13 protein-coding genes are annotated in these 12,442 nt (G+C 71.3%); 7 read left to right on the top strand and 6 right to left on the bottom strand.

Annotation, left to right across the window (positions count from 1 at the left end; all coding sequences use genetic code 11):
• Positions 1-3 precede the first annotated feature (3 nt).
• The 4 genes from OG878_RS26990 to OG878_RS26975 form a co-directional block, all read right to left on the bottom strand.
• On the bottom strand, positions 4-612 hold the full coding sequence (locus OG878_RS26990; protein WP_328889171.1) for a LysE family translocator: 609 nt from the start codon (positions 610-612) through the stop codon (positions 4-6).
• 21 nt (positions 613-633) lie between these two features.
• Positions 634-1,434 carry an EI24 domain-containing protein gene (locus OG878_RS26985; protein WP_328889170.1) on the bottom strand — a complete coding sequence of 267 codons (801 nt, stop codon included), beginning with the start codon at positions 1,432-1,434 and terminating at the stop codon, positions 634-636.
• Positions 1,435-1,553: 119 nt separating this feature from the next.
• Positions 1,554-1,982 (bottom strand): organic hydroperoxide resistance protein, encoded by a 429-nt coding sequence (locus OG878_RS26980; RefSeq protein ID WP_328889169.1) that lies wholly within the window; start codon positions 1,980-1,982, stop codon positions 1,554-1,556.
• Between the two features lie 90 nt (positions 1,983-2,072).
• Positions 2,073-3,092: an NADP-dependent oxidoreductase gene (locus OG878_RS26975; RefSeq protein ID WP_328889168.1), complete on the bottom strand. Its 1,020-nt coding sequence runs from the start codon at positions 3,090-3,092 to the stop codon at positions 2,073-2,075.
• Between the two features lie 169 nt (positions 3,093-3,261).
• On the opposite strand from OG878_RS26975, the gene OG878_RS26970 reads away from it, so the two are divergent.
• On the top strand, positions 3,262-3,705 hold the full coding sequence (locus tag OG878_RS26970; RefSeq protein ID WP_328889167.1) for a MarR family winged helix-turn-helix transcriptional regulator: 444 nt from the start codon (positions 3,262-3,264) through the stop codon (positions 3,703-3,705).
• A 45-nt stretch (positions 3,706-3,750) separates the two neighbouring features.
• On the opposite strand, the gene OG878_RS26965 is transcribed toward OG878_RS26970, so the two are convergent.
• A complete protein-coding gene (locus OG878_RS26965; protein WP_328889166.1) occupies positions 3,751-4,599 on the bottom strand; it encodes an SCO2400 family protein in 849 nt (282 codons plus the stop codon).
• A 78-nt stretch (positions 4,600-4,677) separates the two neighbouring features.
• Here OG878_RS26965 and OG878_RS26960 point away from each other — a divergent pair, with 78 nt between their 5' ends.
• The 3 genes from OG878_RS26960 to OG878_RS26950 all read left to right on the top strand — a co-directional run bounded on the left by OG878_RS26960 (position 4,678) and on the right by OG878_RS26950 (position 8,017).
• On the top strand, positions 4,678-5,241 hold the full coding sequence (locus OG878_RS26960) for a hypothetical protein (protein WP_328889165.1): 564 nt from the start codon (positions 4,678-4,680) through the stop codon (positions 5,239-5,241).
• Between the two features lie 133 nt (positions 5,242-5,374).
• On the top strand, positions 5,375-6,412 hold the full coding sequence (locus OG878_RS26955; protein ID WP_328889164.1) for a rod shape-determining protein: 1,038 nt from the start codon (positions 5,375-5,377) through the stop codon (positions 6,410-6,412).
• A gap of 21 nt (positions 6,413-6,433) precedes the next feature.
• Entirely contained in the window at positions 6,434-8,017 is a 1,584-nt protein-coding gene (locus tag OG878_RS26950) for a GAF domain-containing protein (RefSeq protein WP_328889163.1), read from the top strand.
• Here the strand turns inward: OG878_RS26950 and OG878_RS26945 are convergent.
• Positions 7,995-8,426: an Lrp/AsnC family transcriptional regulator gene (locus OG878_RS26945; RefSeq protein WP_277326066.1), complete on the bottom strand. Its 432-nt coding sequence runs from the start codon at positions 8,424-8,426 to the stop codon at positions 7,995-7,997. The two genes, OG878_RS26950 and OG878_RS26945, sit on opposite strands and share 23 nt — an antisense overlap.
• Before the next feature lie 125 nt (positions 8,427-8,551).
• On the opposite strand from OG878_RS26945, the gene OG878_RS26940 reads away from it, so the two are divergent.
• From OG878_RS26940 to OG878_RS26930, 3 genes are all read left to right on the top strand, one after another.
• Positions 8,552-9,793, top strand: a complete 1,242-nt coding sequence (locus OG878_RS26940; protein WP_328891393.1) for an MFS transporter — start codon at positions 8,552-8,554, stop codon at positions 9,791-9,793.
• A gap of 228 nt (positions 9,794-10,021) precedes the next feature.
• Positions 10,022-11,491: an acyl-CoA synthetase gene (locus OG878_RS26935; RefSeq protein WP_328889162.1), complete on the top strand. Its 1,470-nt coding sequence runs from the start codon at positions 10,022-10,024 to the stop codon at positions 11,489-11,491.
• A 113-nt stretch (positions 11,492-11,604) separates the two neighbouring features.
• Positions 11,605-12,405 (top strand): VOC family protein, encoded by an 801-nt coding sequence (locus tag OG878_RS26930; RefSeq protein ID WP_328889161.1) that lies wholly within the window; start codon positions 11,605-11,607, stop codon positions 12,403-12,405.
• The last annotated feature ends 37 nt before the right edge of the window (positions 12,406-12,442 follow it).

Below are 12,442 nucleotides of genomic sequence, written 5' to 3'. Positions count from 1 at the left end.
CGCTCAGCGGGCGAGGCCCAGGGTGACACCCAGTCCGACGAGCACCGAACCGATGGACCGGTTGAGGACCTTCTGCCATCGCAGCATCGCCGTGCGCAGCTGTGCGTGCGAGAAGAACAGCGCGACGAGGGCGAACCAGCCGAGGTGGGCGGCGGACATGAAGAGTCCGTAGCCGGCCTGCCGCCACAGTCCGGTGCCGGGCCCGACGACCTGGGTGAAGGTCGACACGACGAAGAGCGTGGTCTTGGGGTTCAGCGCATTGGTGAAGAAGCCGGTGCGCAGGGCCCCGAGCCGGGTCAGGGCCGGCTTCGACTCCAGATCGACGGTGAGGTCGTTGCGGGCGAAGAACGTCCGGACCCCGATGTAGACGAGATACGCCGCGCCCGCCAGCTTGATCGCGGTGAACAGGGCGGTCGAGGACGCGATCAGCAGCCCGACGCCGAGCATCGTGTACGTGACATGGACGAGGACGCCCGCGGCGACACCGGCGGCCGCGAGGAGCCCGGTCGTCCGGCCGTAGAGGTAGCTGTTGCGCACGACCATCGCGAAGTCGGCGCCCGGGCTGATGACGGCGAGGACGGTGATGACGGCGACGGCGATGATCTCGGTCATGGCTCGGGGTCTCCTCGGCCCTCAGTGCTTGTCGAAGCTGTACGGGGCCGGGGAGGGCGACGGGACCGCGTCCTCGTCGTCGGTGGACGGCGCCACCAGATCCCGCGCGAGCAGGGTGGCCCCGGCGACGGCGCCCGGCATCAGGAACACCGCGACGAACGGGACGAGGAAGGCGAGGCCCAGCGGAACACCGAAGCCGAGGGTCAGCATGCGACGGCCGCGCAGCAGGGCGAGCCGGTCCGCCAGGACCAGACCGCGGCGCTGGAGTGCGACCGCGGTGAGCTCCTCGGCGAGGAAGTAGCCGGTGACGCAGAAGCCGATCGCGGGGACCACGGTCTGGCCGACGACCGGGATGAACCCGAGGGCGAAGAGCAGGATCGCGTAGAGCGTGACACGCACCAGGATGCGGAGGCTGTCGCGGGCGGAGATCCACAGTTCGCGCCAGAGCGGCAGCCCGGACCCGGGTACGTCCCCGCCCTCGGTACGGTCCACCTGCTCGGAGAGCGACTCGTAGAACGGCTGGCCGACGAGCAGGGTCACCGCGGTGAAGGTGATCACGGCGAGGAACAGCCCGAGTCCGAAGACCAGCACGGTGAGCGTGCCGCGGAGCAGGCCGAGCCAGGGCGAGGACCAGTCGTCGGCGAACGGCGTCGCCCAGGTCACCAGGTCGTCGGCGCCGTAGCCGAGACCGGTGAGTGCTCCGGCGTACACGACGAGCGTGATGAGGCCGGGGATCAGGCCGAAGCCGAACCAGCGTCCGTGCTGGGCGACCCAGCGCTGCCCCTTGATCAAATAGCTGAAACCCGCCCCTAGATCGCGCATGGCGCCAGCGTAACGGGGGCTGTATGCGCAGCATCCGGGGGGAGTTGGGCCGAGCCCGTCCGGCAGGACGTTTTGTCCTCAAACGCCGGACGGGCCGGTCGTGCGGGTGGTGCGGACGGTCAGACGACCGACAGCTCGACCTTGATGTTGCCGCGCGTCGCGTTCGAGTACGGGCACACCTGGTGGGCCTTCTCGACGAGCGACTGCGCGGTGGCGGTGTCGACGTTCGGGATGGTCGCGCTGATCGCGACCTCCAGGCCGAAGCCGCCCTCGGCGGTCTTGCCGATGGAGACAGCGGCGGTCACGGTGGAGCCGGAGATGTCGGCCTTCTCCTGACGGGCCACCACGCCGAGGGCGCTCTGGAAGCAGGCGCTGTAGCCGGCCGCGAAGAGCTGCTCCGGGTTGGTGCCCGCACCGCTGCCGCCCAGCGCCTTCGGCGGGTTGACGACGACGTCGAGGTTGCCGTCGTCGGAGGCGACGCGGCCGTCACGGCCGTTCTCCGCGGTGGCGACGGCGGTGTAGGCGACGGTGATGTCCGAAATAGCCATGCTGAGGATTCCTCCTGCTGGTGCGCCGCGACTCGCGTCCACGGTCGCGACGGCCGGTGAATGGGACTGACGGGTGTGACCGAACAGCTGTCAGGCGAGGGAAACGATCATCTTTCCGGTGTTCTCGCCACGCATCAGGCCGAGGAAGGCGTCGAAGCCGTTCTCGATGCCCTCGACGACGGTCTCGCGGTACTTGAGCTCGCCGGAGGCCAGCCAGCCGGCGACCTCCTGGACGAACTGCGGCTGCAGAGCGGCATGATCGCCGACGAGCATGCCCTGCAGGCGCAGTCGCTTGCCGATGACGAGCGCGAGGTTGCGCGGGGCGGGGGTCGGCTCGGTCGCGTTGTACTGGGCGATCATTCCGCAGATGGTGGCGCGGCCGTGCACATGCAGCGAGGAGATCGCTGCTTCGAGGTGCTCGCCGCCGACGTTGTCGAAGTAGACGTCGATGCCGTCGGGGGCGGCCGCACGCAACTGCTCGGCGACCGGGCCGTTCTTGTAGTTGAAGGCCGCGTCGAAGCCGTACTCCTCGACGAGGAGCTTGACCTTCTCGTCGGAACCGGCCGAGCCGATGACCCGCGAGGCACCCTTGAGCTTCGCCAGCTGGCCGACCTGGCTGCCGACGGCGCCGGCGGCGCCGGAGACGAAGACGGCGTCGCCCTCCTTGAAGGACGCCACCTCGAACAGACCCGCGTAAGCGGTGAGCCCGGTCATGCCGAGCACGCCGAGGTAGGCGGAGAGCGGGGCCAGATCCGGGTCGACCTTCACCGCATGCTGGGCCGGGACGTCGGCGTACTCGCGCCAGCCCAGACCGTGCAGGACGTGGTCACCGACCGCGATCCCCTCGGCGTTCGAGGCGATCACCTCGCCGACCGCGCCGCCTTCCATGGGGTGGTCCAGCTTGAAGGGCGGGGTGTACGACTTCACGTCGTTCATCCGGCCCCGCATGTACGGGTCGACCGAGAAGTGCAGGTTGCGAACGAGGACACGGCCCTCGGCCGGAGCGGCGACCGGGGCCTCACGCAGAGCGAAATCCTCGGCCTTCGGCCAGCCGTGGGGGCGGGCGACAAGGTGCCATTCGCGGCCGGACGTGGGAAGTGCTGCAGACATGGGCTCGGGGTCTCCTCGATGTCCTACGGATGGAGGAAGCATGTCGCCGGGTTTCACCGGGTCGGCCCCATCGGGTTCCGTCCGGTCCCGCCGAAAAAAGCTTCACGACGTGAAACAACCATGCGCCTGAATATTTCATGTTGTCAAGTAACCGGCTATCCTGGGTGTCATGGCCACCCCGCGAACAGACCCTCTGTCCCTCGAAGTCGTCGAGCTCATCGGCACGGTCGTGGCGCGCTACTACGAGGAGTACGACCAGGCCGCGGCCGCGCACTCGCTCACCGGCGCACAGGCCCGGGTGCTCGGGCTGCTCTCCCTGGAGCCGATGCCGATGCGCAAGATCGCGCAGAAGCTGAAGTGCGAGCCGTCGAACGTGACGGGGATCGTCGACCGGCTGGAGACGCGCGGCCTGGTGGAGCGCCGGCCCGACCCCGCCGACCGGCGGGTGAAGCTGGCCGCGCCCACGGAGAAGGGTGCCCGGACCGCGCGCGAGCTGCGCGAGTCGCTCAATTTCGCCCGGGAGCCGCTGGCGGAGCTGTCGCCCGCGGACCGTGCGGTGCTGCGGGATCTGCTGCGACGGATGCTGGGCATGGACGTCGGCACGGAGGCCTGAGGGCTGTCCTGCGATCCCCGGTCCCGGCGGTGGTGCAGGCGCCGCTCACCAGCAGAAGATCACCCAGCGGCACGTATCGGACTCGGTCGGGCTGGGCGTGGGCTTCGGCGTGGGTGATGCCGGATACCCGGGCGTCGACGGGGCGCCGCTCGGCTGCCCCGACTCCGACGGGCCGCCGGGCGATCCCGAGGGACCCGGATCCGCGGGGGACGTGACGCCGTCCGACGGCGAGACGGAGACCCCGGGCGATACGGAACCCACACCCCTGGGGGCTCCGCTGCCGGCCGAACCGGCCGGCCGGCCGGTGCTCGAGGCGTGCGCATCGGTGGCGGGGACGACGGAGGGGCTGTCCACCGGTCCGGGGCTGTCGATGTCATGGCTCGACGAGGGCTCCGGCGCCGGCGGGGTCGTGACGCCGGTGGCCTCGCGTACGTAGTCCGAGGCGCCGTCGTCACCCTTCGGCTCGATGGCCAGCTCGGCAAGGCTCAGCGCACCGGCGGCGAGCACGACACCGAGGACGGCGAGCAGAGCGGTGCGGCCACGACGGCGGTGCGCACGACGGCCACGCCCTCCCCGGCCGCCTCGTTCGTCCGGTGCGCCGCGTTCGTCCCTGCGCGCCCGGCGTGAGCCGGCCGAGGCGCGCGCATCCGCGGCCCCGCGCCTGCTCCCGGATCCGCGCGCACCGCGCCCGCCCCGGTCCGGCTCGGCGGCGCCGCGGGACCTGCGGCGGCGTCCGCCCGGCGGGGGCGGCATTGTCTTCTCGCGCTCCGCGTCCGGTTCGTGGCCGGAGAAGGCGGGCGTTGCGTAGTGGCTCAGCGCCTCTGCGGGGGTTCCGCACCCGGCACAGGCGAGCGCGCCGTTGAGGTGCCGCTGACACGGGTGGCAGTAGTCCATGGCGCCCGCAGATTATGTGCCGGTGGGACAACAGAGAAACCCGCTCAGGTGAGGATCTTGTGTGGAAACGTTGATTCCATGACCGTCGCCCCTTTTGGCCCACTCGAATTTCAACTTGTCCTGCTGCGCCGGATGGCCGACCATCAGCCCGACCTCGTCGAGGACGCCCGTCACGAACTCAGCGCCTCGCTCGCCGAGATGCGGGAGGCCAACCGGCGGTGGCAGGCGATGGTGCGGGCACCGCGCGGGCGGGGATCGCTGCGCCGCTACCGGTCGGTGCTGGGCGAACCCGAGTCCTCCGCACATCGCAGAATCGGCGACCTGGAGTGCGACGCGCTGCTCTGGCCCGTACCGCTCTGGCCGGATCTGCGGTTCGAGGTGATGGTCGCGCCGGGCGGTGCCGTATGGAACGAATGGCTGGTCAGGGCCCCGGGAGCAGCCGGCCCCGAGTTGCGCGCCATCGGTGATCTGGTCCCCTGGTCGTGCACCGTCGACGAGGTCGCCCGGGCCTTCGCACCTGCCCGCCCGATGGAGGGCACCGCGCCGACCCGGTGGGCGCTGGCGATCATCGACCCCGGAACGGGAGCGCCGTACGTCGCCGAATTCACGTGGGGACTGTTCCAGCGACTGCTGACGCCGTGACCTGGCAGGTCGTCACCTCCGTACCCTCCTACGGCCCAGCCCAGCGCGCGGCGGGCCCCCGCGCACCGCACGATGCAGAGGAGGACCGGCTCCCGCCGGCACCCCCACATCAGCGCTCCCGGGAGAACCTGCCGTGACCGTCAGTCTTGAGCAGTTGCGCCGCTGCCACGTCGCCGTCGACCTCGGGGCCGCCCGGACCCGCGTGTACGTGAAGGGACTCGGGGTCGTCGTCGACGAGCCGAGTGTCGCCGCCATCAACACCCGTACCGGCTCGCTCATCGCCGTCGGCGAGCTGGCCGAGCAGATGACGGGCCGCACCCCCGACTACATCCGGGTGACCCGTCCGGTATCCGGCGGAACCGTCATCGACATCGAGATGGCCCAGCGGATGCTCCGCCATCTGCTCGGCGAGAAGCTCCGCCGCCAGCTGCGCCGCAAGCCGCGGCTGCGCGCGGCCGCCTGCACCCCGCACGACAGCGATCCGCTCGCCCAGCGTGCCGCCGTCGAGACCCTGGTCGGGCTCGGCGCCCGGCGGGTCGAGCTGGTCGACACCCTGCTCGCGGCGGCCGTCGGCTGCGGGCTCCCGGTCGAGCAGCCGATCGGGAGCATGATCATGGTGTGCGGGGCCGCCACCACGCAGATCGCGGTGCTCTCGCTAGGTTCGATCGTGACCGCCACCCGCATCCCGATCGGCGGCGACGCCATCGACCACGCGGTGATCCAGCATCTGCGCCAGCACCACGAGCTGATGATGCGGAGCCAGTCCGTACGGCCCTTGCAGGTGGCGCTCAGCGGCAACGGCCTGACCCCGTACGGACCCGCGGTGACGGAGATCCACGGCCGTGACGTGGCGACCGGACTGGCCCGCTCCGTGCAGGTCGACACCGCCGCCGTACGGCGCGCCATCCACACCCCGCTGACCGCGGTCCTCGACGGCCTCGGCAAGGTGCTGCGCGACTGCCCGCCCGATCTGGTCGCCGACCTCGTGGACAGCGGGATCATGATGGTCGGCGGCAGCGCGCTGCTGCCCGGTCTCGACCAGATGCTGCGCGATGCGACGGGCATGCCGGTCCAGATCGCGGAGCGCCCCGATGTCTGCTCCGTCCTGGGGCTCGGCGCCATGCTGGACGGAAAGGTCCAGCCGATGGTCCTCAACCCGCTGGCCGCCTGACGACCACGGGGGAAACGGCGGATGACGGAGGAGGGCCCGGGCGCCGCGGACGGCCCGCCGAGCAGCAAACCCCCCAGACTGCCGATGCTGCTGGAGGCGGTGCTCAGCGTCGGTACCGATCTCGGGCTGCGGGCCACCCTGCAGCAGATCGTGGACACCGCCACCGCGCTCGCCGGGGCCCGGTACGGGGCACTCGGCGTGCTCGACCCCGAGCGCAACACCATCACCGAGCTGTTCACCTCCGGCCTGACCGACACCGAGCGGCAGCGCATCCGCGGCTTCCCGGACGGGCACGCGGGGCTGCTCGGCGTGCTCGTCGAGGAGCCGGAACCACTGCGCTGCGACGACCTGACCGCCGATCCGCGCTCCAGTGGAGAGCCGCCCGGCCATCCGCGGATGCGATCCTTCCTGGGGGCGCCGATCCGGGTGCACCGCGAGGTGTTCGGCAACATCTATCTCGCCGAGAAGCACACCGGTCACTTCACCGACACGGACATGGCGCTGCTGCGGGTCCTCGCCTCGCAGGCCGGGAGCGCGATCGGCAACGCCCGGCTGCACGAGACGGCCCAGCAGCGGGAGCGCTGGATCGAGGGCGCGGCGGCCGTCACCACGGCCCTGCTGAGCGGGACGGGCGCGACGGACGCGCTGATGACCGTCGCCGAGCAGGCCCGCATGCTCGCCGACGCCGCGGCCGGGGTGATCCTCCAGCCGACCGAGGACGGCGGCATGGAGATCGTCACCGCGTCCACCCTGGACGACCCGGCCGGCCTCGTCGGCACCGTCATCGAGGCGGGCGCGCCCGTGCTGGTGCAGCTGCTGGGCGGTGAGCCGGTCTTCCTCAACGACTCGGCGACCGACCCGCGGATGACGACGCATGTACGGACCCGGTTCGGCCCCAGCATGATGCTGCCGTTGCAGAGCGGCGGCAGGCTCATCGGCACGCTCGCTCTGCCCCGCCGGCGCGGCGGCCGCCCGTACACGGCCGTGGAACGGCTGCTGGCCTCCCAGTTCGCCTCGCAGGCCGCGCTCGCCCTGGTGATGGCGGACGCCCAGTACAACAGGGAACAGCTCGCGGTGTACGAGGACCGTGACCGGATCGCCCGTGATCTGCACGATCTCGTCGTCCAGCGGCTCTTCGCGACCGAGATGATGCTGGAGTCGACCCGCCGCCGGGCCGCCGCCCCGGACACCGACGAGCTGCTCACCCGGGCCGTCGACGAGCTGGACTCGACCATTCAGGAAGTGCGGACCGCGATCTTCGCACTCCAGCAGCCGCCCGCCGAGGCACCCGCCACCTTCCGGGGCCGGGTGCTCCGGGAGACCCGGGGCGCGGCCGCCGTGCTGGGCTTCCAGCCGTCGGTGCAGTTCACCGGAGCGGTCGACTCGCTCGTGCGGCAGCCTGCGGACGCTCAGCTCCTTGCGGCGCTGCGCGGCGCCCTCGCGGCGGCGCACCGGCGGACCGGGGTGTCGGCCATCGAGGTGGAGGTGGACGCGACGGCGCGGCTGCCGGACGGGCGGGCATCGGTCCGGCTGGCGGTCGCCGACGACGGGAGGAACGACGACGGCTCGCGCTCCACGACGTTCACCTGGCAGGCGCCGCTCTGAGCGCGACCCTGGTGCTGGAGTGGGCGACGCCCGCCTCCCGTTTGAGCCGGCGCAGCAGCCCGTCCAGGGCGGCGGTGTCCGCGACCGTGGCCCGTACGAGATAGTCGTGTCCGCCGGTCACATGCACCACTTCGGTGATGCCGGGCAGCGAGAGCACCGCCCGTTCGAACACCTCGTTGGTGGTGTCGATACGCAGCGTCACATCGATGAAGACCACCAGACCCGTTCGGGTGTCGGCAGCCGGGTCGATGATCACGGTGAAGCCGCGGATGACACCGTCACGGCGCAGCCTGCGCACCCGGTCGGCCGCGGCGTTGGCACTGAGGCCGACCCGTACGCCCAGATCTCGGTACGAGATCCGCGCGTCCTCCTGAAGGACGCTGAGGATTTCCCTGTCCAGACGGTCCATACTGCGATTGTCGCAGCTTGTGCCGGATGATGACTGCGAAGACCGCGTCGGCCCGCCCCGGGACCCGTACCGCGCATGGCGTAACCTGAGGGGCCCGCAGACACCGTCCGGCCTTGACTTACAGGGTGGAAACAGCCGTCAAGCAGTCCCCCGCACCCGCGGAGCGGCAGCCCGCGGCCGCATACCGCAACCTCGTGGTGGCCACGATCGGTTTCGGACTGACCTTCTGGGCATGGAATCTGATCGCGCCGCTGTCCGGGGACTACAAGGAACGGCTCGGGCTGAGTTCGTTCGAGCAGTCGCTGCTGGTCGCCGTGCCGGTGCTGGTCGGTTCGCTGGGCCGGATCGCGGCGGGGGCGTTCACCGACAAGTACGGCGCCCGGCTGATGTTCCCGCTGGTCTCGGCGCTGACCGTCATTCCTGTCCTGCTGCTGATCCCGGCGCGGAACTCGTACGGTGCGATGCTCGTCGTCGGCTTCCTGCTGGGGCTCGGCGGCACCACGTTCGCGATCGGCATCCCGCTGGTCAACTCGTGGTTCCCGCCCTCCGACCGAGGGCTCGCACTCGGTGTGTTCGGGATGGGCATGGGCGGTGTCGCGCTCTCCGGATACTTCACGCCACGGATCGCCAAGCACGGTGACAACCTCCCGTTCCTCGTCGTCGCCGCCGCACTGGTGGTGTACGCGGCCCTGGCCGCGGCGCTGATCAGCGACCATCCGGACCGGAAGGTGCCGACCGCGTCACTCGCACGCCGGCTGGGCGAGGCCGGTCGGCTGCGGGTCACCTGGGAGCTCTCCGCGCTGTACGCGATCGGCTTCGGCGGCATCGTGGCGTTCGGTGTCTATCTGCCCACGTATCTGAAGACCTGGTACGACCTCTCACCGACCGACGCCGGCACGAAGGCCGCCGGGTTCGCGCTGGTCACCGTCGTCTTCCGGCCGATCGGCGGCTGGCTCTCGGACCACATGCACCCGGCACTGGTCACCTCGGCGGCGCTGGGGCTGGCCGCGCTGATGGCGATCGTCCAGGCCTTCGACCCACAGCTGTCACCGGGCGGCACGATCGCGCTGCTGTGCATGGCGGCCGGTCTGGGCACGTCGAGCGGCAGCATCTTCGCCCTCGTCTCGCAGGTGACACCGCAGCCGAAGGTGGGCAGCGTCACCGGAATCGTCGGCGCGATGGGCGGACTCGGCGGCTTCGTACCGCCCCTGATCATGGGCGCGATCTACAGCGCGAAGGGCTCGTACTCGATCGGCTTCATGCTGCTGTCGGATCTCGCGCTGGCCGGATGCGTGTACGCGTACGGCCGGATGCGGAACATTCGGGGGACCACGGGCGAGGCCGAACCGGCAGCGTCGGACCGGTAGGCCCGGAAGTCCTGCCGGACGTCGCGGGAAGGCGGGACTCCGGACTCGCTCGTCCACGGGCTGTCCCGTGATCCCTGGCGGATCGGCGCGCGGCGTCGGATGCGGTGCATCGCAGGGCGGAGGGACGTCCTCGAGGGGCGTATGCGAGCGTTCCGACAACGCAGCGAGGTGCCGCAGTTATTGTCGTGCGCCCGCCAGGGACTACGGGACAGCCCTTATGGTCGGAGGGTGACTTCTCTTCTGCCTGCGCTGCATGACAGATCCGGCCCCGCGGCCTCCCGCGAAGCCGTCCGGTTCGGTGAACACACCCTGACGTACGCACAGTTGGCCGCGGCCTCGGGCGCGCTCGCCACGCAGCTCGCGGGCGCCGGGCGGGTCGCCGTCTGGGCCACGCCGACCGTGGAGACGGTGGTCGCGGTGGTGGCGGCACTGCGGGCCGGAGTGCCCGCCGTCCCTCTCAACCCGAGGACGGGCACCCGCGAGCTGGCACACATCGTGGCCGACAGCGCGCCGTCGGCGGTGCTGGCCGCAGCGGGCGACGTGCTCCCGCCGGAACTCGCCGCGCTGGACCGTACGGATGTCGGCACCTCGGCGGCGGCGAACGGCTCCGTCCTCCCCGAACCCTCCCCCGAGTCCCCCGCGCTGATCGTCTACACCTCCGGCACCACCGGCCCGCCCAAGGGCGCCGTCCTGCCCCGCCGGGCGATCGCCGCCTCCCTGGACGCGCTGGCGGACGCCTGGCAGTGGACCGGCGACGACGTCCTCGTGCACGCCCTGCCGCTGTTCCATGTGCACGGCCTGATCCTGGGCGTCCTCGGGCCGCTGCGCCGGGGCGGCTCCGTGCGCCATCTGGGCCGGTTCTCCACCGAGGGGGTGGCCCGGGAGCTGTCGTCGGGCTCCACGATGCTGTTCGGCGTACCGACGATGTACCACCGGCTGGCGGAGACGCTCGGTACGGATTCACCGGACGCGGCCGACCTGGCGAAGGCGCTCGCGGGGGCCCGGTTGCTGGTGTCGGGGTCGGCCGCCCTTCCGGTCCATGACCACGAGCGCATCGCGGCGGCGACCGGCCGCCGGGTCATCGAGCGGTACGGCATGACGGAGACCCTGATGAACACGGCCGTCCGGGCGGACGGCGACCCCCGCCCGGGGACGGTCGGCGCACCGCTGCGGGGCGTCGGCCTCCGGCTCGTCGAGGAGGACGGCACGCCGCTCGCCGACCCGGCGGCCGAGGGCGCGGTGGGTGAGATCCAGGTGCGCGGCCCGAACCTCTTCACCGGCTATCTGAACCGCCCCGATGCGACGGCGGCCGCCTTCACCGAGGACGGCTGGTTCCGTACGGGCGACATGGCCACGCTCGACACCGACGGCTATGTACGGATCGTCGGACGCAAGGCCACCGATCTGATCAAGAGCGGCGGCCACAAGATCGGCACGGGTGAGATCGAGAACGCGCTGCTGGACCACCCGGGCGTCCGCGAGGCCGCCGTCACCGGGGAGCCGGACCCTGACCTGGGCGAGCGGATCGTCGCGTGGGTGGTGCCGGCCGACCCGGCGGCGCCGCCCACGGAGGCCGAGCTCGCGGACCATGTGGCCGCCCTGCTGGCCCCGCACAAACGCCCCCGCACGGTCCGTCACCTGGCGGAGCTGCCCCGCAACGACATGGGCAAGATCATGAAGCGGTCGCTCGGACGGTAGCCGCTCCGGGGCGAGGCGGGGTTCACGACGACGTGACGGTTCGGCGCGCGGGGTGCGAGAGCGCTGGTTAGCGTGAGGAACCGGACCGATCACCGAACCGGGAGCGCAGAGTCATGGCTGTGGAACCAGAGGGCACCCCGTGCTGGGCGGATGCGATGTTCACCGACGTCGAGGGGGCGAAGAGCTTCTACGGTGACGTGCTGGGGTGGACGTTCGGCGAGGCGTCGTCGGAGTTCGGCTACTACACGCAGGCATACGCGAACGGCAGGGCGGTGGCCGCCGTCGTACCTCCGATGCCCGGCCAGGAAGGCCAGTCGGCCTGGTGTCTGTACCTCGCGTCGCCGGACGCCGCCGCCACCGCCGCGAAGATCCGTGACAACGGCGGTGAGGTGCTGATGGAGCCGATGCAGGTCGGCGACTTCGGCTCGATGGCGCTGGCGCGCGATCCGGCGGGGGTGGTCTTCGGGGTGTGGCAGGCGGGGCAGCACGAAGGGTTCGAGGCCAGGGCCACGCCGGGCGCATACTGCTGGGCCGAGGTGTTCACCCGGGACCCGGCGAAGTCGGACGCCTTCTTCCCCGCCGTCTTCCCGTACCGCGTGAAGCAGATGCAGGACGACGCGATCGACTTCGCGCTCTACGACCTGGGCGCCGACCCGGTGCTGGGGCGGATGAAGATGACGGACGACTTCCCGCCCGAGGTTCCGTCCTACCTCAACGTGTACTTCACCGTCGAGGACTGCGACGCGGCTGTGGCGAAGGCGGCGGAGCGCGGGGCGATCCTCCGGTTCGGTCCGATGACCAGCCCGTTCGGCCGGTTCGCGGCGCTGAGCGACCCGCAGGGCGCGGCGTTCTCGGTGATCGACGTCAAGACGACCGGGGGCGAGATGCCGAAGTTCTCGGACCCGTCCGCCTGAACTGCAGGGGGCCGGAGTCACTCGCCCGCAGGCGGTC

The organism is Streptomyces sp. NBC_00316, assembly GCF_036158715.1.
Classification (GTDB): Bacteria; Actinomycetota; Actinomycetes; order Streptomycetales; family Streptomycetaceae; genus Streptomyces.
This window is presented reverse-complemented; position numbering and strand designations above follow the sequence as displayed.